The sequence below is a fragment of the Mycobacterium sp. JS623 genome, assembly GCF_000328565.1.
In the GTDB taxonomy this organism is placed as follows: domain Bacteria; phylum Actinomycetota; class Actinomycetes; order Mycobacteriales; family Mycobacteriaceae; genus Mycobacterium.
This window is the reverse complement of record NC_019957.1, coordinates 363,829-387,675: the sequence shown is the minus strand read 5'-3', so window position 1 is coordinate 387,675 and position 23,847 is coordinate 363,829. Positions and strand designations below refer to the sequence as shown.

Sequence of the window (23,847 nt, the reverse complement as noted above, 5' to 3'; positions counted from 1 at the left end):
GGCGCCCGCACAACACGTCGGGCCGCTGCGGAATCAGCAGTCACGACGCACGTCCCGCCGCGGCACCACCCTCCGGCCCTGCCGTGCGGAGCTGTTTGGAGTCTTTCGCAAGCCGGACGGCCGATTTGCCCCTCTTGCGCCCGCTCTGGAATTCCCTGCGGATTGTGCGGAGCACCCGAATACCATCTGTGACGGCATTGAGGTTGCTCTCACCGTGAATCCGATGTGCTTCGTAACTACATACCTCGGCAATGGCGAGCCCGCTGGACGCGACCCGTACGTTGATCAACGTTTCAATCTCGAAGCCATCTCCCCACTGAGGTTCCGACTCAGCGGTCGACGGCAGTTGCATCGCATCCAAGCAACGCCGCCAGAACGCGTTGTAGCCGTAGCACAAATCTGTATATCGCGTCGAAAACAGCGCATTCACAATGACATTCAGTCCCCAGTTTCCCAGGCGCCGGAACCTTGTGATGTCGGCACTGCCACCGCCCTGGATGAAGCGCGACCCCTTGGCGAAATCCGCACCTGAGGTCAATGCCGCCACGTACCGCGGGATCTCCATTGGGTCGGTGCTGCCGTCTGCGTCGATCATCACGATGATGTCGCCAGACGCAGCGCGGAAGCCGCAAGCCAATGCGTTTCCCTTGCCTTTACGGGTCTGACTGACGTGCACCGCGTCAGGCCAAAGTTCACGCGCTACCGCCGCGGTATTGTCAATTGAAGGGCCATTGACGAATACGATTTCATCAATATCCCTTGGCATACGGGCCGCAACATGCGGTAAGTTGCGTTCCTCATTGAGAGCCGGGATGACGACTGTCACCGTCGGTCTATTCGTGCCGTGCGAAAGGCCTTCCCATATACTCACTACCTTAGCCATTGGGCTCTTTCTTCTATTGTTATCTAATTGTCTTCAGACGCGCATGATCGACGTGACTTCGACGTTGAAAGCCGACGTTGTCTGGCGCAAGCCCCCAGGGCTGAACTGAGGTTCCTGTCTCGCCGACAGGCATCCCCCAGTAGCCAGGCCAAGTGCCTGGCTGCTACCCCCATTCGCTAGTGCCCACCATGCGCTTCGATGCGCGTTAAGAAAGTCTTGGAATTGCGTAAAGAGTTGCACAGTGTCGACACTGCTGCAACCGCTGCCAGCAAAGAATGTGTATCACTACTGTGCGATTCCTCACCTTCAGGACTTGTCGAAGGCGTCAATAACTTCGCTGGTCAGCCTTGCAGCTCAAGAGGTATCACTCGAGAAACGTGCTTTTTAGAACACGTTCTATGTGATTGAGCTCACTTGCGGGTCACTGCGTCCCTCGGCAATCGTCTCGTCGCAACTCATCTGATACCGCCCGGTCACGCAGTGCAGCTCTAGCGGAAAAGGCACATTCAGAAGTTACATCGCAGTTAGCTGAAAAGAACGGGATGTTTCAGATCGAGCTACAAAATGTGATTGATCCGACGCGTCAATGGCGCAATGTTTCCTTCGTGCTACACAAAAACGACCACCTTGTGACGAAATCCCCGGCCGGTGGGGACCGTTATTAAATTTGGCCGTGGCCTGCTCGGAACCGGCACCTGTCGACGAAGTCGCCGTGCCTGCGGACTCGGGCTGCCGATCCATCCAATCTTTGCCTGGCCAGACGACTGCACTCGATAGAATCAACTATTGCGTATGACGATCGGAAAACCCCAATGTTCCAGACATTGCTCGCCAGGAAGAACGGCGATCTCTACAGCTATCTCCAAACGCGTCGCCTCGCTGGAGCGAGCTAGGGACTCGAACCCGCAAACCCTCAATCCGCCGCCGGACCCGACTCCGCCAACGCCCGCACCATGTCCTCTTCGTGCACACCTAGCACCGCCGGATCGGCGCGCACCAGTTCCTCGAGCTGCTGCGGAGACGGCGCCAACTTGTGCAGGCGTCGCGCCCGTTCGCGTTTGCAGGCGGCGACGACCTTGCGGGCATAACGGCCGTTGCCGGCGACATCGAGCAATGTGCCGCTGCCCGAACGGATTCCGCGCAGCCGCGCCGCCTCATCACGCAGCAGCGACCACGCTTGCGCGCTGACCGCCAGCCGTTCCTTGGCGGCCATCTGCTGGCCGATCGCGACGATCTCCTCGGGCGCGTAGCTGGTGAAGGTCAGCGTGAAGTGAAACCGTGAAGCCAGGCCGACATTGGCCTTCAGGAACGCCTTCATCTCCTCGGGGTAGCCGGCCACGATCACCACGAGTTCGTCGCGGAGATCCTCCATGTACTTCAGCAGGGTGTTGATCGCATCCAGACCGAAGGAGTGGCCTTCAGTCTTGGGCACCAGCCGGTAGGCCTCGTCGATGAAAAGCACTCCGCCGCGCGCCTCTTCGCAGACCTCCTTCATCCGGGTGGCGGTCTGCGACACGTAGCCGACGACGATGTCCTCCTCGGTGACTTCCTTGACGTCGGGGCGCGCGATCTTGCCCAACCCGAACAGCACCTCACCGACCACCCGGGCGAAGGTCGTTTTGGCGGTGCCGGGCGGGCCGAGGAACACCATGTGGTTCTCGTTGGCCGACTCGACGGGCTCGCCCTGGGCGGCCATCAGTTGCTCGATCTGAATCTCGGTGCGCCACACCGCGATCTGCTCCTTGGCGGCCTCCAGACCGACGAGTTCCTCGATGCGGCTCTGCGCCGCCGACAGCACCTTCTGGCGGTGGGAGGCGAGTTCGGCCTCGGCGCGCGCATCGGGGCTGACCTGGGTGGCGGGATCCCACTTGTCGGTGCGGCTCTCGATCGACTCAGGGTCGGTCACCACGATGCGGTAGTGCGGATTGTCCAGCGCGTCACGCGCCTGGCGGATCAGCTCACCGTCGATCACTGCGGCGCGAAAAGCGGCCTGCGCCTCGTCTTCTCGGCCCAACTCGCGCAGACACCAGCCGCGGGTCAGCGCGGTGTCGGCGGCGATCAGCTGATTCGGTGTGTCGATTGTCTCGGCGAGCTCCAATGCGGGCGCCAACCCACCCAGGCTGGCCAGCGCCGACGCGCGCAAAGCCGTTGTCGCGGCGGCAGTCTCGCGGTTGGTGTAGGTGGCGTGGCGCGGCGGGCTGACCTCGGTGACGGCGCGCACATCGGTCCAGCGGGCGGTCAGGTGATACAAGGCGGCCAGCACGAACTGGCGCAACTGCGCGGCCTGGGTGTCTTCCACCAATGCGGCATCGGCGAGCACCGCCTCGGCCTCGGCGTAGCGGCGCGCGGTGATCAGCGCACTGGCATACGCCAGCGCGATCGTCCCGCGCGACCAGACGGTCAGCGGGAGATACAGCGGCGCCGCCACCGTCGCCTGAAGGGCGCCGTCTTCGAGCCCGATGCGGCGGCTTTCGCGATACAGGGCGCGGGAGTTCTCGTGCGCACCCGCCAAGGCGGCCAGGCTGTGATCTCCGCAGGCGAGGCGGCCCATCCAGGCATCCGACATCGCCGGGTTCTGCGCGGTGATTCGAGTGAACGTGGCCAGCGCGCCGTCGCGGTCACCGCCCTGCAACCGGGTAATGGCCGCGTCGAACGCGCGGCGGTGCTCGGTCGGCGAATTCACGTCTGCGCGGCCCTCCTGCTAGCCGGTGATGGGGTCGACGGTAGTCGGTGACGCGTCCGCCTCGTCCGGCGGCGGCAGCAGATGGTCCTCCGGAGGTTCCTGCGGCAGCGGAATGTCTTCCCCGACACCGGTGCTCGCCGTGTCGCCGATGGGCTCGACCGTGACCACCTCCGCCACAGCACCGAAACCCGCTGCGCCCTCCAGCCCCGCACCCAGAGCCTCCAGCGTCGATCCCCGTCGGCCGCCCGAGCCCGCCTCGCCCACCGCTATCGGATCGACACCCACCACCTCCGCGCCGTCACCCGACGACCGGCCCGCGACCCGGTCCCCCGCCCCTCCCGAGACCCCGACGTCGTGCGCCGCCGCGGTGTCGGCGGCGGTCGGCACCGGATCGAAACCCTCCAGCGGTTCACCCAACACCTTCGTTGGCGCGCCACTGGCCATTTCGTCGAGCACCTCCCACGGCGCCTTGTCGCCCGACCCCAGCTTGCTGCGCAGGCCGCGCGCCCCACCCAGCGCGGCCGAGCTCACCCCGCCCACCGCGGCGCTCATCGCCAGACCGCCGACGACCTCGGCGCCGCGCACCAGCAGTCCCGGACCGGCGGGACGCCCGGCCAGATCGGCGCGGATGTGGTGCAACAGATACAGCGCCGCCACCGACGCCGCGGCCATCATCACCACGTGGGCAAACGGATTGGCGCCGCCGAGCTCGGCGGGCAGCGGCGCGGCGATGAGGCGTTCGATCGCCAGCCCGATCACGCTGACGAACACGATGAACACCGTCACCTCCAGGCCATGCTTGAAAAACTGCCACACCACCGCTTGGGCGTGGCGCTGCGGTGCACCGGAGATCGCACCGGCCAACAGGCTGGGCACCAGCTTGACGGTGGTGTACAGCGCGCGCAGCGACGCCATGAACACCGAGGCGCCTGCCGACACCATGAACCACCCGAACAGCAGCGCCGCGGCCACCAGCACCAGCCCCGTCCACACGTTGGTGCCGTCGAGGTGCTGCGCGTAGCGCACCGCCGCGCCGTCCCCGCAGCGCGCCATCGCGGTGATCGGCCCATCGAAGGCTCCGGCACGCACCCCCGCCGACCATTGCGCCCCGCAGCCGCCGACGCGGTCCACGACGTGCCCGAAGTTGAAGACCTGCAACGGTTCCCGCACCGCGTGGGTGATCAGGCTGGCCGTCAGCGCGTCGACCTGGCCGGTGAAACCGCCGCCGCTAACGGGCCCGTTATGGGTGGCGGCCTCGGCGGTGGAGAAGCCGATGCGCCGGCCGAACGCCAGCAGCCCGTCGGGCCCGTACATCATCCCGGCCGGATCGGAGAACACCGTCACCGCCAGCGCGGGCATGGTCAGCGCGGTCAGAATCAACGTCGCGCCCCGGCCCGCTTCACCGCGCCGCACGGCCAGCACCCCGAGGAACACGCCGACCGGCACCGCGACCGCGATCAGCCCCCACCGGGTCGTGACATTGATGACCGCGGTGCTGATCGCCCTGGCGACCTCGCCGATCACCGTCAGCCAATACGTCGAGATCGTCACCCGCATCACCCACAGCGCCAGCGTGATGACCCCGACGAAAAAGCCCACTTCGGCGGTCAGCATGCTGGCCGCGGCCACGCTGGTCAACAACACGTCCCAGCCGTGCACCATCCACGCACCCCACGTCGCGGGATCCCACGCCGACCCCTGCGGCCCGGCGGCGATGAGCTGATCGCGCACCGAGGCCAGCGACAGGTAGTAGTCGCCGACGGGCACCCCGTAGCTGTCGTGCAGACCCGTCCAATTGAGCACCACGGCGTTGGTGGACGCCCCGGCCGCCGGTGCGGTGCACACTGCCAGCACCGAAAGCGCCTGCAGCGCAACGAAAACCCGCACGTTGCATCGGACACGGGGGTGACGCGCCAGCCAGTACGCCACGCGCACCGTCACGGTGTGGTCCCGGTGCGCATCCGCCTGCGGTACGGGTTGGTGTCGTAAAGCTCGGCCAATTCCGGTGTCGGGGCCGAGAACAGCCGGATTTTGCCCCACCCGCCGAACTCGTCGAGCATCCACGCCTCACCTTCGCGGCCGGGAATCACCCGGCCGTGGCGGTGATCGATGGTGTCGTCGCCGTAGGCCATGATCTGGGCGGGGCTGGTGTTGGTGACGTAGTCGGCCAGCAGTTTGGGGTGGCGCGCCAGATCGCGGTTGCACCAGCGCAGGGTGTCCTCGGCGATCGCGGATTCCTTGAATCCCAAGCAGATTCGCTGCTCGATGAAGTGGTCCTCGAGCACACCGAAGTCGTGGCGCGGCGCCTGGCTGATCCCGACGAACTGTGTCCACGCCTTGCGGCCTTGGCGGATCAGGGTGTTGGCGCAGCGCTGCCCGCCTGGGGAGTGCGTCCAGGCCGCGCACTCCTCCACCACGAAGACGTCGGGTGTCGTGTCGCGGGCGAAGAACATCGACTGCGCCAGCTCGGCGGCCATCCCGTAGAGGGCCTGGGCGGCGCGCGCACTCGGGGTGCTCTGGTGGTGCAGGTGGGCCTGATATTCCTCGGTGACCGTGGGCAGCTTCAGTCCGCCGAAGTTCCAGATGACCAGCTGCCGTGACAGATCCGGCGGCGGGGCGGTGTCGTCGAACATCGGCGCCAGCAGCCGTTCGGCGCGCAACCCTTCCAGGGCGACCAGCAGGTCGTCGTCGACGCTGACGCGGTCGGGCCGCGTCCGGTCCCGCAGCAAGGTGATCAGCCCGTTGGTGGCGCCGATTCCGTTGGCGTGCCGCGACTCTGGTGCCAGCAGCCCCTTCAGCCGCGCGGCCTGCGGGCTGACCGGGGAAAAGCCCATCTGCGGCAACAGATGATCCACCGTGCGTTCGGCGGCTTCGGCGAATCCGAAGATGCGCAGCCCGTCGAGGGTGAACCGCGGCCGTCTGGCGTCGATGACGATCTTGCGGCCGTCGTCGAACATGCTCAGCGCGTGTTCGTGCTCGCGCGCCTCGGTCGGGTCGATGAGATGCACCCCGGCGCCCATCCGCAGCCAGGACAGGATCAAGTTCTTCGCGCACTGGCTCTTACCCCGTCCCGGTGAGCCGCCGATCACGAGGTTGCCCGGATTGTCGCGGGCGGGGGCGTTGAGCAGATCTAGCAGCACGACCTCGCGCAGGCCCGGGCTGGTGATCGTCTCCCCCAGCGGCACACCGGTGTTGTTGCCCAGCCCGGTGGCCAGCAGCGGAACGAACTTCGCGAACGCCGCGGTGGTGGTCGGATTGCGGATCTCCTGCAGCGCCGCAGAGGTTTCGGTGCCGGGGTTGAATGCGCGCCACCACGTCTGCTGGCTGCCGCGGCGCCGTCGCAGGTCCAGTCCCTGTCTGCGGTAGCGCCGGACGACTTCGGTGATCGCGGTGTCGACGGTCTGCGGATCGGGGGCTGCCGCGGCCACCAGCACGGCGGCGTTCACTCCGCGCTCGGCGCCGCGTTTGAGCGCGGAGGCAAGTTGCTTGCCCGACGCCAGCTTTCGGACCAGTTCGTCGTCGCTGTGGGCGTGCCGGCCGATCTGGCGGGCCTGGTCTTTGATGTTGAGGATGACGTTGTGCGCGGTGGCCACCGCCACGTCGGCGGAGTCGAAGGTCACGTGGATCGTCCAGTCCACCGTGGCGCTCGGTGTGCTCAGGTCATCGAGCATCTTGAACAGCGTCGACTGCGGCCAGCGCACGCCGGTGTCCGGGAACGACTCGATGCCCAGAAACGCTTGATACGAGTCGGCGATGCCGTCGTCGGGATCGCGGTAGGTGCGCAGGAACACCTCGGCGTCGCTGCGCGCGGCTCGCCAGCGTCGGCCCCGCGCGCCCGCACCGGAGGGGTCTGTCCACACCGGGGTGAACGCCGACCCCGGCAGCCGCGCATCCGGGTCATACGGTGTGCTCGGCAGCGGTTGGCGCCAGACGTGGCGGCTGGCGGTGTAGTTCCAGTGCCACCAGATCTGTTCGGCGCTGGCCGGTTTGGCGAACAGCGACGGCGGCAGCGCGCCAACCATGCCCGCCGCGAGTTCCCGGTACCGGTTCAGCGACTCGGCGCTGTCCTTGTCGGCGCCGACGATCGAGGTCAGCCGCCGCTGCCAGGTGCCCGTCGCGGTGGCCCCGCTCAGTCCGTAGTCCAGGGGCAGGCTCAGCCAGTAGATGCGGCGGCGTGATCCCCTGCGCCGCAACGCCGATTCCCACGTCCGGCAGTGCGCGACCCAGTCGCGGGTATGCGCGGGAAGCGCTGCGCCGCTGCCGATCTGCGCCGGGTGCAGGTCGGGGTGGGCGAACACCATCCGCCGGGCGATGTTGCGCGTTGACACGTCGGTGGTCAGCCCGCTGAGCATGGCGCCCGACGGCAGCGCCCGCAGCAGCTCGGCGTGCACATCGGCGACCCGGTCTTGGGCGTCTTTGGCCATGAAGATGAACGGCAGACCCGATACCAGGTAGTCGGCGTACACGCCGGTATCGGTGAACCGAAGGTTGCCGACAGCGGCGCGCGGGCAGTCGTAGCGGGCCGAACTCATCGCCGGGCAGCGTCGTTGGGCGGATGCGAGCACGACACGTGCGGCCGAAGGTCGGCGACAAACCACGCGAAGCGGGTGCGGATCGACGGCCGTGAGGCGGGCAGTTTCGACAGCACCCACACCGCGGCGGCGGTGACCGCCACACCGACGACGAGGATCAGCAGCGCACGCCCGCTGTCGAGGTTGAGTGTGACCGCGGTGCCGGTGACGATGAAGCCGATCAGCGCCGCGCACGCGTCGGGCAGGCGCCAGCGCTCCTTGAACGGCAACCGGAAGCCGTCGCCGGCGTCGCCGAGGTAGATCGGCAGATCACGTTGGTCGGACCAGACTTTGGCCGGTGACTCGTCGATCATCACTGGCCCCAGGGGTTGGGGACATTGACGTGGTTGGTCACGCCGTGGCTCTGGAATTCGTGGGTGATCAGTGCGGCGATGCCCGCGGAAAGGAAGATGGTGACCGACAGTCCGATGACGAGGAACTGGTGAGTCATTCCGGCGCCGGCGCCTTCTTTGGACGTTTTGCCCAGGGTGGTCATGGTGCCGGCCACCAGGGCGACCGCGGCGAGCAGGCCTTCGATCATGTACGCGATCGACGTGCCCGAGGTGAACAACCCATCAGCCAAATACCGCATGCAATAACACCTTTCAGCTGTGCGGAGTGCCCACCGGTGTGGCGGCGGTCTCCTCGCTGGTCTGTGGGATCAAGTCTATGTCGGCGATCATCCAGGTTCCGCCGCTATTTTCGACGGACAGCGGGAAGCTGAAGTTCAGCACCGCGAACTGCGATGTTTGCGCAGACACGCTGGCGCGCACGTGGATTCGGGTCCCCGAAGAGGCGTTATCGGGGATCGCAACGTCGGTCGCGGCGGTGGTAAGCACGGCGCTGTGGTAGCCGCCAACCGGTTTGATCCAGGAATCCGCCATCACATAACGGTCCAGCCCACTGGTGGCGGTCAGGTAGGTGGTGACGAATCCGCTGACGACCCCATAGACCGCGCTGGCGGTATCCAGCGGATGGGTGTAGCCGATCTTCACATCGGCGCCGGGGCCGGGGTCGCTGATGGGGGTGGGCATGTCCATGGCGCGCGGCTGATAGTTCCAGATCGCCACGGGCACACGGTAAAACGCGCGCGTCGCCTCCGCGGAGGCATAGGGCCGCTGCTGCACCTCGATGGTGACGCAGTACTCGCCGACATCCCCGGTCGAGCCGGCCGGGACAACCGACCACACCTTCGGGGTGGTGATGACCGCCGCGGGAAGCGAGCCGGTCGCCGGGGCCGGCGTGGGCGCCGGCGAGTCCGGTGGTGTGAGGTAACGTTGCAGGGCAGCGCTTTTCGAGCTCGGCGTCGTCAGCACCGCCCACACGAAATCCGCGGCGAACTCGCCGGCGGCGGCACGCTCGTTGGCGACCCTGGTGGCGATCGCCTCCACGTCGGCGTCGTCCGGGTGCGGTACGGTGAGAAAGTCTTTGGCCCCCGCGCACGCGCCGAGCACAGCACACACCACCAGAGTGGCCGCCCCGGCGGTGCGGGCGCGGCGCTGGCCGGTGTCGAGACGGTGGCGCCACGTCGCCGACATGGCCCGTTCAGCTGGGCGCATGACCCAGGAACTGCAGTTGGCTCATCGCGAACGTCGCATCCACCGGATCGGTGAACACCGTGGCGTCACTGGGGGTTTCGGTCGGGGCGGGCGTGGCGGTCGCGCTCTGGTCGTCAGTTCCCGTCGGTAGCGGGGCGGCCGGCGGGCGGCCGGTGTGCAGGACGAGCACGTCGACACGCGACGCCAGCACGCGGGTGGGCAGGGTGGCGGTCACCGGGCCGTGCACGCTGTTGGTGTCGACGAAGAACGGATCGGCGGCCAGCTGGTTGCCGTTGAAAAAGTTGAATTGCAGCCGGGTCACCACCCGGTGGGCCAGCCAGTTGTCCTGGCCGCCGACGGTTTTGGCGACCCAGCCCGGTGTGACCGACACCGAGGTGAGCATGTAGCTGCACGCCGACTCGGGCCGAGACTGCTCGCAGGTGAAGCGCACATGCAGCACCTGGCCGTCCAGGAAGCTCTCCTGGCTGCCGCGGGCGCACACCCACGCCGAGTCGGTGCTGGTGTCTGTGAGCGCTTGTGGCGAGGTCGAGCCGGGCCCGCAACCGGCGGTGGCCGCGGTGAAGGGCACGGCCGTCTCCCCCACTGGCGCCGATAGTGCGCTGGTCGTGGGAGCAGCCGAAAAGCCCGGTGGCACAACTATTCCCTGGTGTCGCAGGCCGGGTTCAGGGTCGGGCCCGCCGCCGAATACAGCGAACGCGACGATCATCAGCGCCGCCACAGCGACAGCGCCGGCGCACAGCCAGAGCCCGACGCGTTTGGCGCCGGCGTCGGCGTCGACGGGCGCGGCGGCGGGCTCTACGTCCAGTTCGACGGGCGGCTCGCTGGGCGGTGACTCGTCGTCGCCTTCAGGTAGATCGTCGTCACCGGCATGGCCAGCGGGCCTGGCGCGCAACGGAAGCGGGGTTTCGGTGAACAGTTGATTCACCCACTCCTCGTTCTCGGGCGCAGCGACCGTCTGCTCACTCACGGCGGGTGCCGTTCTCGCCGAGGACATCGATGTCGATGACCGCAGGCCGCGACGCCTCGATCGGCACCATCTGCACCGGCACCAGCACCCATCCGGCCGGCGGCGCTGCCGCGGGGCGCACCGGTGCCGGCGGTGTGCTGCGGCGGTCGAGCAGGCGCAGCAGCAGGACCACGACCAAAGCGACGGCGAGATAGGGCAGCGCCGCCACGAGCGCTTCGGCCACCGCGATCAGCGCTACGGCGAAAGCGATCATGCCCATGACGAGAAAAGCAAAGAAGATCCTCATGCCCGCAACCTAATCCCCCGGTCTGACACCACGACGGTCCCGGATTGCATTGACAGACGGGGTAATTCACGGGGACAGCGACACGTGCGCGTCATGGCAGCGTCCTCTCCCCCGCCTCGTTGAGCGGTGCGGCGGCAACGACGCCGGGCCGGTGAGATCGTAGCCGCCGAGAACAGCGGCGGCGTCCGCGGCGGTCAATGCGCGCTTGGCGGGTGTCAGGGGCCACCACTGTTCGGAGCCGCCAAGGGCCAACCAGCCGTTGGCGATCCCATAGATGCCGGCGACCACCGGCACCCCAGCCACCTGCAGGCAGCACCACGGCAACGCGGCGATCTGGCCGAATGACCCTGCGGGGTCATAGCACAACGCGTAGAGCAGCAGCCCGAGCAGGCCCAGCGCGGCTCCGGTCCACAGCATCGCCGCAATCGGAAACGCCCGCAGCGTGTGGGGAATCAGCCGCACGATCGCCTGGTAGGCCACGACGCCGGCTGGCCATCCGATCGGTGCGACCAGGGCAGCCAGCAGCACCGCGCACAATTCCACCTGGGCGCCAGGCGATTTCGACGCGCGCAGCCACAGTGGAGCGATCAAGGTGTCGTCGTGCGGGTCGGGCACTGCTGAGGTGCGGATCCGCTGGCGCTTGCGGACCACGCGACCCAGCTGCTCGGCGCGGCGACGCTGAATGGTCGACCAGCTTTGGTGATAGGCGATCCATTCGCGGCGCACGTCGTCGAAGCGGTCAGGCGGCAGCTGCATGCTTCGAGCCTAAGGGCAGTCAAACATGCTCTCGGACGCTATTTTTGCGGGCCAACTACCCGGCGCTGAGATGGTGCTAAGGCCCGATTGCGTTACGCCGTCTGGGTGACCGCGATCCGTCTTCGCACCCGTAGCAGCCGATTGCCAGGCAGATTCAAGTCCGCAATCGCCCGCCCGCATTCGCCCGGTGCGGGGTGCTCCGGACACGGGGTTAAGCCGCGGCCGACAGCGTGTCACGGCGAAGGTGATGGACAGGTTCCGTCCTCAGGTACGAAGGTTGGTTATGCCGTAACCGCGGGGCTCGGGAGCCATTTCGGGTACGGCCTGATGCGGCGGCTGCGGCGTTGCGGTCACCCTGCCCGACGAACCGGCGTCACGCGGCACGGTGATGGCCGGTCAGGTGATCGCGGAGCTTCACCATCCGTGAAAGACTTCCCGAGATGGGCTACCTCTACAACTTCCGTATTACGTTTGCCGATAACACCGTGGAGGTTTACGACGGGCTGGAACCCGCCAGTTACAAGATCAGTGAAGGCGGGGTTCTCACAGTCTGGCCGGAGGGAGATTTAGCAACCGCGGTCGTGTCCTATTCGCCCAACGTTTGGCGCTCCGTCGAAATCATCGGCATCAAGGGCGGGAACCGCCCTCCATCCGACGGTTAAGCCCACGCACGCCGCCCGACGCTGACGTTGGTTTCATCGAGGGTGACGAATCGGCTCCGCTACGCTGCCATTCTGCACTATCGTTTCGTATCGAAGCGTGAATCGAACACCCGGATTCGGAGTTCGAGTGGGCTTCATTGATCAAGGGGAACCCGCATGGGAGTTCTGCCACCGATCACCATCGACGCGACCTCCACTCCTCCGGACAGCCGCCTCAATTCCCCCGCAAGTTTGGCCTTCTTCGTCGGCAACCCGCCTCAGCAGATGCAAATCTTCACCGGCACCGTCGCAGTGCATCTGAAGAGCCATCGGTCGGTGACGCAACAAAAAGTCGGGGTCATACTTGGCAGCACGACACTTCAGGCTCAGGCCTGCTCCAAGGTAGACCTCGCCTCCATCACCAACTCGCATAGCGAGTTCATCTTTGCCGTCGATACCAACACCGTCGAGATCGACCCCAGCACTGGCCTCATCACCCTCGTCACCGACATCGGCGTGCAGGGAACCGATTCGATCTTTGAGCGATTCACCTACCACGTCGAGGTTCTGTCCAATCCGGTGGACACTCTCATCGCCGGAACTGTCCGCTGGAGCGAATCCCTCGGCGCGCCATCGCCTAGTGCCCTCGCCGGTCAGCCGCTATTCCGGGTCGATGCTGGGGTCTTCACCACTCCACCGACGGGTACCCCGCAAATGCAAGCTCCAAGAAGCGGCTTCAGCCACGGAAAGCCGGTCCTTACCGGAGGAACATGGGCCGTCGCCTATCAGATCGACAACGTCCCCCTCGGCCCCACCAATGTGGTGCTGCCAACCCTGCTGCCAAACGAACTCACCAACCTGCCTGCCGGGGCGACCGACAACTCCTTCCACTTCGCACCGCCCACCACCATCCAACTCACGCTCGCCGCCCCCTCCGCCGTCGGTGTCGATTTTGAAATGCTCCTCGACGCAGGCCCGCGATGAGCTACGCCGACTTCACCTGTACAGCGACCGGCTCAATCGACGGTCAAATCACCAATTTCTCCAGCATCCAGCTTCCCGTCCACGGCCACGGAAACCCAGGCAACCTGTGGGTCCGCGTAAGCGGTCATGCCCTGGCCTTCGGGGACGCGGACCCCCTCATCGCGAGCGACGGCCCACCTGTCCTGCGCGGGACTCTCTTCGCCATCACAGACCCCATCCTCGAGGCCGATGACAACTTGATTTCCGCCTGTGGGACCGCCGGATTCGCCCGCGTCGATAACCCCGAAGAGCACGACCCTGACTACGTCGCGGCCATCGACGAAGTCGCGGCGATCCAGATCTCAGGCGGAATCATCACCTTCACCATTCATGCCGCCTACGGGGGCGACGTCCAAATTGTCGCCTTCACCTTCGCCGCCGATCTCCTCATCTTTCGCCCGACTCTCCAGCCATCGCCTCCCGACAACAACCGCATTCGCCGGGTAGAAAGCGAGCGCGCCAAGGAAATCGGTCAACGTCTGGGATGTCTCACTCACCGCAAGTGATTCTCGCGAAGGGTCCTGGCGAGGGATTTCTCACCGGTCACAGGCACCGCGACGACTGTCCCACAAGGGCTTCCCGCACGGTCACCATCTACGGTTATCGAGAACCCCACATACGCACCGACATTGATCCATCCGCGCAGCAATAGCGCACCCATCCCGTCCCACCGACCAGAGACCATCGGTGGGGCGGTCCACCCCGTCCCGTGGGGCAGTGAACACGTGGCTGACACTGGTAACGGAGGTGGGCAGGCATCCGCTGGCGCAGGGCCGGTAGGCGCGGGTTGTTACCGCAATCCGGCGGTCGCACAGCGGTACTCGATCAGCGGTAGAAACGCCCGAACAAGTACACCGGGACTTATCGCCGTAAGTGCGGCTACGGGGCGACGGCGAAGAGTCGCCATTCGCCAGGCACTCCTTTGAGCGTGTGATCGCCTCGGTCTTCGAACTCGAGTCCTGACCCGATCACCAGATCGCGCAGCGTGCTCGACACGAGCACGTCGTTCGGTCCGGCCAGAGCGCTCACCCGTGCGCCAATGTGTACCGCGATGCCGCCGATGTCATCACCGCGAACTTCGCACTCGCCGGTGTGCAACCCGGCCCGCACCTGGATGCCGAGCGACTGCACCGCGTCGCGGATCGCCATGGCGCAACGGATCGCTCGTTGGGGGCCGTCGAACATCGCGAGGAAGCTGTCTCCCGAAGTGCTTACCTCGCGACCTCGAAAGCGGGCGAGTTGAGATCGGACGACGGCGTCGTGCGCATCGAGCAACGCACGCCAGTCACGGTCACCCACCTCCGCTGCCCGGCGCGTCGAGTCCACAATGTCGGTGAAAAGCACCGTGGCAAGAACCCGATCATCGGCCACGTCGGCCTGGTGACCGGTGAGAAACTCGGCGATCTCCCGGAAGGAATCCCGCCACGGTTCGACGACGTGGAAAATGTTGCGCCCAGGCAGCTCAACGTATTTCGCGGCCGGTATGTGATCGGCGACATCCTTGCCCATTGCGGGTGTGATCAGTGGGTCGTCGGCGTGCTGGAGGACAAGGGTGGGCACGGAGACGGCGGGAAGGATCGCGCGCACGTTCAATTCAGCCACAAGAGGCAGCATGAGAGCAACGGTTCCTGGGCTTGCCGCGAGGCGATTATGTCGTGCCCACGCTGCCCGGATCTCCTCGTTCCACGGCATGTCCGGGTTGAATAGATGCTGGAACTCTGCTGTACGCCACATGTCGACAAACGCAGGGAGAACTTCCTCTCTAAGCGACGGGGGGCTGTCTCCCGCATCTGCGTAGCCTTCGATCACGACGAGTGCGGTGGTGCGGGACGGATGTGTTGCTGCGAACAAGGCCGCTGTCGCGACTGCCCCGTCGATCGCGACGAGGACTGTTTCACGACTCCCGAGATCGTCAAGCACGGCGGTGATGCTGTCAGCCCATTGCTCCAAGGTTGGCAGTGCGGCCGATGTCGTGGGATCGGACGCTCCGGTGCCGGGCTGGTCGAAGAAGATTAGCCGACCGAGCGATGTCATCGCCTCGACCCATCCTTGAAGCGATGGCAGCTCCGGAAAGACCTCACAGTTTGTATACCAGTTAGAGACGAACACAATGTCGCAGGGACCCTCGGGCGAGGTGCGATAGGCGACACACAAGTCCCCGTTCATCGCATAGCGCGTCTCCGAGAACACGGCGGAAGTTTAAGACGGGAGCCGGGTCGAGTTTTTGGTCTCAAGAAAAAACCAGACGTCAGCACGAGCGGGATCAATCCGGTAACCACACGATTCCCCTAACACTTTCGCTGCGACCTTTGAGAAATTTCACGACGTTAGTTCTGGTACGCCCAACGCCCCGAGCGACCGCACCAGCCGTTTCACCCGCAGCGGCAACTACGAGGCGACGGCGAAGAGACGCCACTCGCCGGGCACGCCCTTGAGTTCATACGGACCCCGCTCCTCAAACTCCAGCCCCGACCCGATCACCAAATCGCGCAGCGTGCTGGACACGAGTACGTCGTTCGGCCCCGCCAGTGCGCTCACCCGTGCGCCGATGTGTACCGCGATGCCGCCGATGTCATCGCCGCGGACCTCGCACTCGCCGGTGTGCAACCCAGCCCGTACCTCGATGCCGAGTGCTTGCACGGCATCGCGGATGGCCATCGCGCAGCGGATCGCTCGCTGTGGACCGTCGAACATCGCCAGGAAGCTGTCTCCCGATGTGCTTACCTCGCGGCCTCGAAAGCGAGCGAGTTGAGATCGGACGACGGCGTCGTGCGCATCAAGCAGCGCATGCCAATCCCGGTCACCGATCTCCGCCGCCCGGCGCGTCGAGTCCACGATGTCGGTGAAAAGCACCGTGGCAAGCACACGGTCCTCGGCCACGTCGGCCTGGTGACCGGTCAGGAACTCGGCGATCTCCTGGAACGACGACCGCCAGGGTTCAACGAAGTGGAATATGTTGCGTCCCGGCAGTTCGACGTACTTCGCGCCAGATATGCGGTCAGCGACGTCCTTGCCCCACTCGGGCAGGACCACCGGATCGTCGGCGTGCTGGACGACCAGGGTTGGCACGCGGACTGCCGGAAGCAGCGCCCGCACGTCCATTTCGGACACTAGAGGCATCATGAGAGCAGCGGTTCCTGGACTCGCGGCCATACGTTCCAGCCGAGCCCACGTTGCCCGGATCTCCTCGTTCCACGGCATGTCCGGATTCAACACACGTTCGATGTCTCCCGTGCCCCATATGCCGACCATCGCGGCGAGGACTTCCTCGGGGACGAGCCCATCAGTTCGTTGAGCCATCGGATCCGCATAGACCTCGAGGGCGACCAGCGCACTTGTGCGAGACGGATGTGTTGCGGCGAATAGCGCTCCCGTCGCGAATGCGCCGACGCCCGCGATGAGGACCGCTTCTGGGCTCCCGAGATCGTCGAGCACCGCGGTGATGCTGTCGGCCCATTGCTCCAAGGTCGGCAGCGCGCCCGCTGTGACGGGATCGGAGCCTCCTGTGCCCGGTTGGTCGAAGAAGATGAGCCGACCGAGCGATGTCATCGCCTCGACCCACCCTTGAATGGACGGTAGCTCCGGAAGAACCTCACAGCACGTGAACCAGGTCGGGACGAACACGATGTCTCGTGGACCTTCGCGCGACGTGCGATAGGCGACGCGCAGGTCGCCGTTCAGCGCATAGCGCGTCTCCGAGAACACGGCGGAAGTTTAAGCCGGGAGCCGGGTCGAGTATTTGGTGTCGAGCAAACCCGCCAGCACGAACGGCGATCAAAGTCGTGACCCGCGCTGCACTGGATACTTTCGCCGCGGCTTTCGAGAAACCCATAACGTTACCTTTGAGACTTCTGCGCGGACGCGATAACCGGGAGGCGCGTTCACACAACGGATTACCGAACTGCGGTGCGCGCAGGCCCCCTACATGTTCTCGAAACTGCTCGGAAGACAGGCGATATAGCCGTCAAAAGTGCTTCGTGGCGACTGGCCGATTCCGATTGATTCCACCTCATTCTCGCCGAAAAAGCGGCAACTCAAACGGCTACGCGCGCAAGGATGGCGCCTGTGGGGTTTCTGGTGCTACACGTTCGTACCGGGCATGAAACGAGAATCGGCTAGCAGGCAGGTGCGCGCCTCTTGGCCGATGATGGGTTGCTGTATCCGCGCGCCTTTTGGCGGGTCAGAAGGAAGGCGCGATCCGCGATTCGCGTACTAGGTTGTCACCTGCCGTCGACACGAAAATGGCCGCCCTCGCGGTGAGGACGGCCATCTCGTTTCCGACAAGCTACGGCGTGTAGACGATGAACTGTCCGGGCGTGATCCAAACGCCCCATGCCGAGAGGTCAGGGTTCCAGACCAGCGGGAACGGAGGCGTGCCCGGGAGAATGCCGAGGTCTTCCCAGTTGTCGGGCAGCCAGGTGGACGGCAGACCTGCCCACGCCGGATCATTCCAATGGCCCGGCGGGACCCCGGTGAGCCCCGGAACCACTGGGTTCCCCTTCATCACCTGTCCGGGCGGACCGAACGGGTTATGCCCGGGGGGATCTCCCGGTGACCAACAACTAATCCCCGGCGCGCATGGATCGGAGCCATTCGGTTTGGCTTGAGCCACAGCACTTCCCACGCCAAGGACCCCCATCCCCAGCGCACCGGCCATGAGCGTTCCGACCGCAATCTTTTTGACTGTCACAGTGAACTCCTTGTCCTGCTGGTCAAGATTCGCCTCAGGCAAGCACCAGCGTCGACTTCTAGTCCCGTTGGGTGCCGTGTGTTTTGACCCCGCGTACACCCACTGAGTGACCCCCCGAGCAAAGTGCGAATACCCCTCGGCGGGCGCGCCGAAACCCCGACCATGCACTCCGCGGTGCCGTTACAGCACCTCAACGCCCCGCGGTGACGATCCCGCAACGCCCAACATCAACACCGGACAGTCCTTCACCTATCGCTTTTCCGCGCCACATCCGTCGTCGGCGGGGACTAGCTCGTCGCCGCCGGCACGCTCGGCCGCGTCCGCGGGCTGCAGACGGACGGGTCACGCCACCTGGCGCCACTGACGCCGGCGCTCGTCACGATGCTGCGCAGCAGCCGGGGACGGCGAAATCGGGGACCTGTTCGTCCCGAGCCAAACCGCCAACGGGATTGGCGATGAGGACAACGGTGACAACGTTTGAAGCGCCACATCGGGGGTTGATGCCGTTGGCGAGGTAAGACCGGGAACGGCGCTACCGTGGCAAGGTCGCGCCTAGTGTCTGCATATGGAAGCTGCGGTGTACCTGCGTCAGTCCGTCGATAAGTACGGTGACGAACTTGCGATCACCCGCCAGCGTGAGGATTGCCTCAAACTGTGCGGTGCGCGGGCGTGGATCCCCCACGAGTACGTGGATAACGACAGGTCGGCGACCAAGGGACCCCGGCCGGCCTACGAGCAGATGCTCGACGACATCCGAACCGGAGTCATCGGCGCGGTGGTCGTGTGGGACCTGGACCGCCTGCACCGCCGGCCGATGGAACTCGAGCACTTCATCGACCTCGCCGACGACAAGCATCTCGCGCTGGCCAGCGTGGGAGGCGATGCCGACCTGTCCACCGACAACGGTCGGTTGTTCGCGCGGATCAAAGGTGCGGTTTCGCGCGCTGAGATCGAACGCAAATCGGCTCGGCAGAAACGTGCAGCGCGTCAGCGGGCCGAGGCCGGCATCTGGTGGATAGGTCCACGACCATTCGGGTACACCGAGGCTGGCGAAGTCGTCGACACCGAGGCGGGAGCGCTGCGCGAGGCATACTCGGCCATACTTGCCAGCGCGTCGCTGTATTCCATTGCTGCACAATGGAACAGCGCGGGCATCAAGACCACTCGTGGCAACGCGTGGACCGGCAGATCGGTCAAGCAGACGTTGGTGCGACCGCGCTACGCCGGCTTTCGCTTCTACAGAGATGAAATCCTCGGCAAGGCGGACTGGCCGGCCATCGTGCCCGAGGCGCTGTGGCGCGCCGTGCGCGACATCCTCGCCGACCCGTCGCGGCGGGCTCCCTGGACCGGACGCAAGTACCTGCTCACCGGTCTCGCACGGTGCGGCAAGTGTGGCGCGACGGTCACGACCACCACCAAGGCTCAGGTGGGCCGGGTGGTGTACGTGTGCAAGCACTGCTACGGGATCTCGCGCAAACAAGCCGAGGTAGATAACTGGGTTATCTGGCGGGTGGCAAACGCACTGGCACAGCCTGATGCGTGGCGCGCCCTTCTGGGCGGCACCTCAGAGGACGCCGCGCTACTACGAGAGGAGCAGGCAGCGTTAAGGTCCCGACTTGACATGCTGGCAACCGACTTCGCCGACGGCGTGCTGACTCGCGATCAACTGCGCACCGCGACCGAACGAATCAGGCGGCGGCTAGCCGATGTGGAGTCACAGATGTTCGGTCCAGACGCTCACCGCTATTTCGGTGATGTGATCGACGCCGACGACCCGAGAGTCGCCTTCCGCGAATTGCCGCTGGACCGCAAACGTGCGCTGATCGAAACGATGGCCACCGTGACGATCATGCCGATTGGGCATGGCGGAACCAAAGTATTCGACCCGTTGATGGTAGAGATCCTGCCGCGCAATGGATTTGTCTGCCGGCCCTAGCTCATCGCCACCGGGCCCACACAAAGGGCACAAGGGCGCGCAGAAAATCCAGATCCGGCCCCGGCGTTGCGTCGGCGAAGGCTTGCTCGAAGTACTCCTCGGCGACCAGCAGTATTCCTTCGGCGTACTCGCGGGTAAACGCAATGCTGTCGTAAGTATCCATCAGCGCGCGAACACCGCGAACCATCTCGGGTGAACGCTCGGACCGCGTGCGGGCGAGATAATCACGAACGACAGCGAGGTCATCGTTCTGCGCGACGCTCAGCAAGTGCATGAGTGGCAGGGTGCGTTTGCCTTCGTACAGATCGCCCAAGATTTCCTTGCCATACATTTGTTCGTCGCCAACAAGATTGAGCAAGTCGTCGCGTATCTGGAACGCGGCGCCGAAATGAAACCCGAAGCGCACCAATGGACGCAGATCCGCCGTGCCCGCGGAACCGACGATCGCGCCGACACGAAGTGGGTGGATGGTGGTGTACCAGCACGTCTTGTGCATGATCAGATTCAAATAGTCTTCGGGTCTCAGCTTGTCCACATTGTCGAGTTGCCAACCGATCTCGGTGGCCTGGCCCTCCAGCGTCCGCAACGCCATGGTGTCGAACTCCGCCCAGACCAGCTCAGCGAGTTCACGATTCAGCCGGTGCGTCGCCCGGCGCAGCACCTGTCCTGCCACCACCGCGAGTCCGTCGCCAGCGTTGACCGCAGCCGCCGTGCCATACTGGGCAGCCAAAGTGGGTCTGCCTCGGCGCATTTCGCTTCCGTCGGCGACGTCGTCGTGAACGAGAAACGCGTTGTGCAGCAGCTCAATGGCAACGGCGAGGCCGAGTAGATCGTCACTGCTGGCACCGAAGGCGCGGCCAGCGGACAAACACAGCGCAGGCCGCAACGCCTTTCCCGGTCGCGAGGGGTATTCCCGCATCAGGGCATAGAGCCATTGGCTTGGTTCGCCGTCGGGCATCGCGTCGAGCATCGACCGGCGAACGAGCTTGGCGATCTCACGGAGTCGATTGTCCACGCCGACCACCAAGTCGGATGGGTCAGCGATGTCGGTCACGTGAGCGGCACGCGAACCGTGAGCACGACGGGCAGCCACAGCTTCGGGTGCCGCTGCGCCAGCAATGTGCCACGGTAGGTGCCTGGCTGAACCCCCTGCAGCACTTCAATGCTCATCTCGATGCCCCGACTCGACCTGCCGGGCATGGCAACTGCGGAGGGCTCGAACATCACCGCACCGGATTTGACCACACTGCCGTCGTGGGCCAGCAAGTCGCTGCACCGCAACTGAATCTGCCCAAGATCGGCTGTGGCCCTGTTATGCAGCCACACTTCGGCTTTCGCGGTACCAGGTGAGGTGGCCGCGAGCTCCAACCGCCCTTCTATTGCGGCGTTCGAAAAATCGAGGCTGGCTTCGTGCGCCGAATCCGGATCAGGCACACGGGGGGCAGATCCGAGCAGAAATTGGCCGATCATCACCCACCATGACCGGATCAACGGCTCGATGTCGGTGGCGCCGAAGAGATCAGCGCGCTGGTCATCGGTAAAGGGTCCAGCCGATGTCGTAGATCTGGCGTCGCGGCTTAAACCCGTCGTGGTGATGCGGGCGAAGCGATCAACAATCTCACTGGCTGCCCGAAATCCTTGCGCCTGTATCGCGCTGAGTGCACGTGCATTGGCGGCTGGATCAAATACCGACGCCCACGGCAGATCGTTGATGCTGCCGTCGCCAGTCCCCCGGTCCACCAGCAGTTAACCCTTCCCCCGAAATTTGCTCTGTGTGTGCACGTCTCACGGTATGCTAGCTGGGCAAACGGAGCGAGGGGGCGCTATGGCGGCGCTGCGTGATCTATTCGAGGTATACGGTGCGCTCGACGAGGCTGCCGCCAAATCCGGTAACCCCGCCGTTGGGACGACGCTGGATGAATTTCTCCCGAAGGCATCGCGGAATACCGGGTGGTACCGCGAGGTCGAGGACTTCTTTTTCCGTGAGAACGCGCAGCAGTCCCCGAATTTGGGTGAGGCCTGCGCCAGGCTCGGCGCGCAAGCCAAGCAAGCCGAGCAAGGCAACGCGCCACGCCTAACCGCGCCGCAGAAGCACCGGCTGTTCTATGGTCTCTCAGCTGCGGCACGCATACAGCAGGTCGCCCCTACGCCGCTGTTGGCATCGTCAAAGTCGGACCTCAAGGCTGCGATGGCGCCGGCGTTGGCCGCGGTAGGACCTGAGGAAAAGCCGTACGAAGCGCGGCTGCAGAACGTTGACGACCGCTTCGACGATTACCTCAACGGGGTGCAGTCTCGGTTTGTGGGCCGGGCGAACTACTACGGGTTCCGCGAAGCTGCCGCCGCGCCCGACATGGAAGTGGTCGACCCGTCGACGCTGAACATACCGTTGTGCCGATCCGGGATCGTGACGGTCGACCGCCTGCAGGCCGCGGTGGTCGACACCGACCTCTGTTCGGACGACATTTCGCTTAACAATTTGAAAGCGATCGTCAATCCGTTCAACTGGAACGAGAACTACCCCGACTTCTTCGTGAGGATGGCACCATTTCGTGACCCGTTCAGGAGCGACCGTTGGCGGCGCGTCCTCGAGACGGTCGGCTTCGGCGGCCTTGGCGCCCTCGAGATCACAACCGCGCTGAAGTACTTCCCGACCATAGGCGAGTGCGAAGCCCGCCTCGATTACGACCTGGACGACCCCACACCCGGTCCAGGCGATGGTCAGGTGCTTGTCGATCGCGGCTACATCAACATGTGGGTGACCAATCAAGACCGCAACCCAGATCTGCCCGGGGTCCGGGTGCGGACCCGGAAAGTGATCCACATCAGCGGCTTGTCGCCCTACGCGCAGCAGCGATTGGTCTGCCTGACGGGTTACGGCACAGCGTCATCGGAGTTTCTCTTCGGTCCCGCCGTCGATCCGCGGCCAGAGGCGCGCGGGTTCGACTACTACGATCACGAACAGCCGGAGGAAGATCCCCAGACCGCTACTTCGGGGCCATCGACGCACGTCGTCGCAACGGCCGTCAACCTCTGGACCGATTCGGTTGAAGGACTGGTGAGCGATTACTTCGACGTGGCCGAGAAGTGGATGGCCGGAGGTCTGCGGCTGAGCGACGTCACAGATTTCAGCCAGAAGGTCACTGGGCGACTGGTCAGCTCGCCGCTGGAGTTCCTGGAAAGGATTAACCAGCCCCGGAATCCGCGCGTTCGAGCCAACGAGGCGCAGCAAGGGGGCCAGGCGAACGAGACACAGCAAGGTGGTGCGCCATGACCGGCCCGAAGAACAGGATGGGGCACGCCGCCGACATGACGCGTGGCTATCTCCGCGAATTCAAGACCATCACGGAGAACGCGTCGAAAACCGACAAAGACGGAGACTGGGGGCTGGACGCCTGGGTGCGAATCATCCACGAACTCGTCGATCTTCAGGTGAGGACTGGCGCTTCGGTGCTTCAGGCCGCGATCTCCGGGCCATGGTGGACCGCACCATCCGACGACGAGCCCCAGCCGTCTGATCCGGTCACGGTGGACCCGACGAGCTATCCGCGGACCCTGCAGGCCGCCTCTGCGTTCAGTCGGGTCGGCTTACCCCAAACGAAGATTCCCGCATATTCGATCGGCTTCGACCCGGAGTTGCTACCCGCACAGGCCACAGAGTTCCGGGTAGTCCTCAAGGATCAACGCTTCATCGGCGCGAACTACACGGGAACGGTGCGCCTGACGAACGCGACCAATCCCACGGCTGCGCCCGCCGACAAAGAGGTCATCGTCGGACTGTGAGAGATCTTGAACGACCAGGCGCCGACCGATAAATCTGTCGGTTGGGAACGTTACACAAACCATGTATTTGTC

At 65.0% G+C, this 23,847-nt stretch carries 21 protein-coding genes; 6 read left to right on the top strand and 15 right to left on the bottom strand.

Annotated features, from left to right (window positions below; genetic code table 11):
* Positions 1 to 40 precede the first annotated feature (40 nt).
* The 10 genes from MYCSM_RS33025 to MYCSM_RS32980 all read right to left on the bottom strand — a co-directional run bounded on the left by MYCSM_RS33025 (position 41) and on the right by MYCSM_RS32980 (position 11,705).
* Positions 41 to 883, bottom strand: a complete 843-nt coding sequence (locus tag MYCSM_RS33025; RefSeq protein WP_015297867.1) for a glycosyltransferase family 2 protein — start codon at positions 881 to 883, stop codon at positions 41 to 43.
* 913 nt (positions 884 to 1,796) lie between these two features.
* Positions 1,797 to 3,566: an AAA family ATPase gene (locus MYCSM_RS33020; RefSeq protein WP_015297866.1), complete on the bottom strand. Its 1,770-nt coding sequence runs from the start codon at positions 3,564 to 3,566 to the stop codon at positions 1,797 to 1,799.
* 18 nt (positions 3,567 to 3,584) lie between these two features.
* A complete protein-coding gene (locus MYCSM_RS33015; RefSeq protein ID WP_015297865.1) occupies positions 3,585 to 5,507 on the bottom strand; it encodes a hypothetical protein in 1,923 nt (640 codons plus the stop codon).
* Positions 5,504 to 8,098 (bottom strand): ATP-binding protein, encoded by a 2,595-nt coding sequence (locus tag MYCSM_RS33010; RefSeq protein ID WP_015297864.1) that lies wholly within the window; start codon positions 8,096 to 8,098, stop codon positions 5,504 to 5,506. Before MYCSM_RS33010 ends, MYCSM_RS33015 begins: the two co-directional genes overlap by 4 nt.
* A complete protein-coding gene (locus MYCSM_RS33005) occupies positions 8,095 to 8,451 on the bottom strand; it encodes a hypothetical protein (protein WP_015297863.1) in 357 nt (118 codons plus the stop codon). Before MYCSM_RS33005 ends, MYCSM_RS33010 begins: the two co-directional genes overlap by 4 nt.
* Positions 8,451 to 8,729 carry a hypothetical protein gene (locus MYCSM_RS33000; protein WP_015297862.1) on the bottom strand — a complete coding sequence of 93 codons (279 nt, stop codon included), beginning with the start codon at positions 8,727 to 8,729 and terminating at the stop codon, positions 8,451 to 8,453. Before MYCSM_RS33000 ends, MYCSM_RS33005 begins: the two co-directional genes overlap by 1 nt.
* A gap of 13 nt (positions 8,730 to 8,742) precedes the next feature.
* A complete protein-coding gene (locus MYCSM_RS32995) occupies positions 8,743 to 9,696 on the bottom strand; it encodes a conjugal transfer protein (protein ID WP_232425882.1) in 954 nt (317 codons plus the stop codon).
* Positions 9,683 to 10,663, bottom strand: coding sequence for a hypothetical protein (locus MYCSM_RS32990; protein ID WP_015297860.1), 981 nt, complete (start codon positions 10,661 to 10,663; stop codon positions 9,683 to 9,685). The genes MYCSM_RS32995 and MYCSM_RS32990 overlap by 14 nt, the downstream gene beginning before the upstream one ends.
* Positions 10,656 to 10,949, bottom strand: a complete 294-nt coding sequence (locus tag MYCSM_RS32985; protein WP_015297859.1) for a hypothetical protein — start codon at positions 10,947 to 10,949, stop codon at positions 10,656 to 10,658. Before MYCSM_RS32985 ends, MYCSM_RS32990 begins: the two co-directional genes overlap by 8 nt.
* Before the next feature lie 66 nt (positions 10,950 to 11,015).
* A complete protein-coding gene (locus MYCSM_RS32980) occupies positions 11,016 to 11,705 on the bottom strand; it encodes a hypothetical protein (RefSeq protein ID WP_015297858.1) in 690 nt (229 codons plus the stop codon).
* A gap of 440 nt (positions 11,706 to 12,145) precedes the next feature.
* On the opposite strand from MYCSM_RS32980, the gene MYCSM_RS32975 reads away from it, so the two are divergent.
* From MYCSM_RS32975 to MYCSM_RS32965, 3 genes are all read left to right on the top strand, one after another.
* Positions 12,146 to 12,367 carry a hypothetical protein gene (locus MYCSM_RS32975; protein WP_015297857.1) on the top strand — a complete coding sequence of 74 codons (222 nt, stop codon included), beginning with the start codon at positions 12,146 to 12,148 and terminating at the stop codon, positions 12,365 to 12,367.
* A 156-nt stretch (positions 12,368 to 12,523) separates the two neighbouring features.
* A complete protein-coding gene (locus MYCSM_RS32970; protein ID WP_015297856.1) occupies positions 12,524 to 13,330 on the top strand; it encodes a hypothetical protein in 807 nt (268 codons plus the stop codon).
* A complete protein-coding gene (locus MYCSM_RS32965) occupies positions 13,327 to 13,875 on the top strand; it encodes a hypothetical protein (protein WP_015297855.1) in 549 nt (182 codons plus the stop codon). The genes MYCSM_RS32970 and MYCSM_RS32965 overlap by 4 nt, the downstream gene beginning before the upstream one ends.
* A 373-nt stretch (positions 13,876 to 14,248) precedes the next feature.
* Here the strand turns inward: MYCSM_RS32965 and MYCSM_RS32960 are convergent, their stop codons facing one another.
* From MYCSM_RS32960 to MYCSM_RS38635, 3 genes are all read right to left on the bottom strand, one after another.
* Positions 14,249 to 15,559 (bottom strand): adenylate/guanylate cyclase domain-containing protein, encoded by a 1,311-nt coding sequence (locus tag MYCSM_RS32960; protein WP_015297854.1) that lies wholly within the window; start codon positions 15,557 to 15,559, stop codon positions 14,249 to 14,251.
* A gap of 198 nt (positions 15,560 to 15,757) precedes the next feature.
* On the bottom strand, positions 15,758 to 17,074 hold the full coding sequence (locus tag MYCSM_RS32955; protein ID WP_015297853.1) for an adenylate/guanylate cyclase domain-containing protein: 1,317 nt from the start codon (positions 17,072 to 17,074) through the stop codon (positions 15,758 to 15,760).
* 580 nt (positions 17,075 to 17,654) lie between these two features.
* Complete coding sequence (locus tag MYCSM_RS38635) at positions 17,655 to 17,873, bottom strand: hypothetical protein (RefSeq protein ID WP_232425881.1); 219 nt, start codon at positions 17,871 to 17,873, stop codon at positions 17,655 to 17,657.
* A gap of 751 nt (positions 17,874 to 18,624) precedes the next feature.
* Between MYCSM_RS38635 and MYCSM_RS32945 the strand changes: the two genes are divergently transcribed.
* A complete protein-coding gene (locus MYCSM_RS32945; protein ID WP_015297851.1) occupies positions 18,625 to 19,995 on the top strand; it encodes a recombinase family protein in 1,371 nt (456 codons plus the stop codon).
* A 1-nt stretch (position 19,996) separates the two neighbouring features.
* Here the strand turns inward: MYCSM_RS32945 and MYCSM_RS32940 are convergent, their stop codons facing one another.
* Together MYCSM_RS32940 and MYCSM_RS32935 are read right to left on the bottom strand one after the other, a co-directional pair.
* Positions 19,997 to 21,049 (bottom strand): polyprenyl synthetase family protein, encoded by a 1,053-nt coding sequence (locus MYCSM_RS32940; protein WP_015297850.1) that lies wholly within the window; start codon positions 21,047 to 21,049, stop codon positions 19,997 to 19,999.
* Entirely contained in the window at positions 21,046 to 21,735 is a 690-nt protein-coding gene (locus MYCSM_RS32935) for a hypothetical protein (protein WP_015297849.1), read from the bottom strand. The genes MYCSM_RS32940 and MYCSM_RS32935 overlap by 4 nt, the downstream gene beginning before the upstream one ends.
* Positions 21,736 to 21,820: 85 nt before the next feature.
* On the opposite strand from MYCSM_RS32935, the gene MYCSM_RS32930 reads away from it, so the two are divergent.
* Together MYCSM_RS32930 and MYCSM_RS32925 are read left to right on the top strand one after the other, a co-directional pair.
* Entirely contained in the window at positions 21,821 to 23,266 is a 1,446-nt protein-coding gene (locus MYCSM_RS32930; RefSeq protein ID WP_015297848.1) for a hypothetical protein, read from the top strand.
* Positions 23,263 to 23,775, top strand: a complete 513-nt coding sequence (locus MYCSM_RS32925) for a hypothetical protein (RefSeq protein ID WP_015297847.1) — start codon at positions 23,263 to 23,265, stop codon at positions 23,773 to 23,775. The genes MYCSM_RS32930 and MYCSM_RS32925 overlap by 4 nt, the downstream gene beginning before the upstream one ends.
* Positions 23,776 to 23,847 lie beyond the last annotated feature (72 nt).

Coding starts and splice junctions, on each gene's coding strand:
- MYCSM_RS33025 (WP_015297867.1), bottom strand. CDS start 883: ATGGCTAAGGTAGTGAGTATATGGGAAGGCCTTTCGCACGGCACGAAT.
- MYCSM_RS33010 (WP_015297864.1), bottom strand. CDS start 8,098: ATGAGTTCGGCCCGCTACGACTGCCCGCGCGCCGCTGTCGGCAACCTT.
- MYCSM_RS33005 (WP_015297863.1), bottom strand. CDS start 8,451: ATGATCGACGAGTCACCGGCCAAAGTCTGGTCCGACCAACGTGATCTG.
- MYCSM_RS33000 (WP_015297862.1), bottom strand. CDS start 8,729: ATGCGGTATTTGGCTGATGGGTTGTTCACCTCGGGCACGTCGATCGCG.
- MYCSM_RS32995 (WP_232425882.1), bottom strand. CDS start 9,696: ATGCGCCCAGCTGAACGGGCCATGTCGGCGACGTGGCGCCACCGTCTC.
- MYCSM_RS32985 (WP_015297859.1), bottom strand. CDS start 10,949: ATGAGGATCTTCTTTGCTTTTCTCGTCATGGGCATGATCGCTTTCGCC.
- MYCSM_RS32980 (WP_015297858.1), bottom strand. CDS start 11,705: ATGCAGCTGCCGCCTGACCGCTTCGACGACGTGCGCCGCGAATGGATC.
- MYCSM_RS32975 (WP_015297857.1), top strand. CDS start 12,146: ATGGGCTACCTCTACAACTTCCGTATTACGTTTGCCGATAACACCGTG.
- MYCSM_RS32970 (WP_015297856.1), top strand. CDS start 12,524: ATGGGAGTTCTGCCACCGATCACCATCGACGCGACCTCCACTCCTCCG.
- MYCSM_RS32965 (WP_015297855.1), top strand. CDS start 13,327: ATGAGCTACGCCGACTTCACCTGTACAGCGACCGGCTCAATCGACGGT.
- MYCSM_RS38635 (WP_232425881.1), bottom strand. CDS start 17,873: ATGAAGGGGAACCCAGTGGTTCCGGGGCTCACCGGGGTCCCGCCGGGC.
- MYCSM_RS32945 (WP_015297851.1), top strand. CDS start 18,625: ATGGAAGCTGCGGTGTACCTGCGTCAGTCCGTCGATAAGTACGGTGAC.
- MYCSM_RS32930 (WP_015297848.1), top strand. CDS start 21,821: ATGGCGGCGCTGCGTGATCTATTCGAGGTATACGGTGCGCTCGACGAG.
- MYCSM_RS32925 (WP_015297847.1), top strand. CDS start 23,263: ATGACCGGCCCGAAGAACAGGATGGGGCACGCCGCCGACATGACGCGT.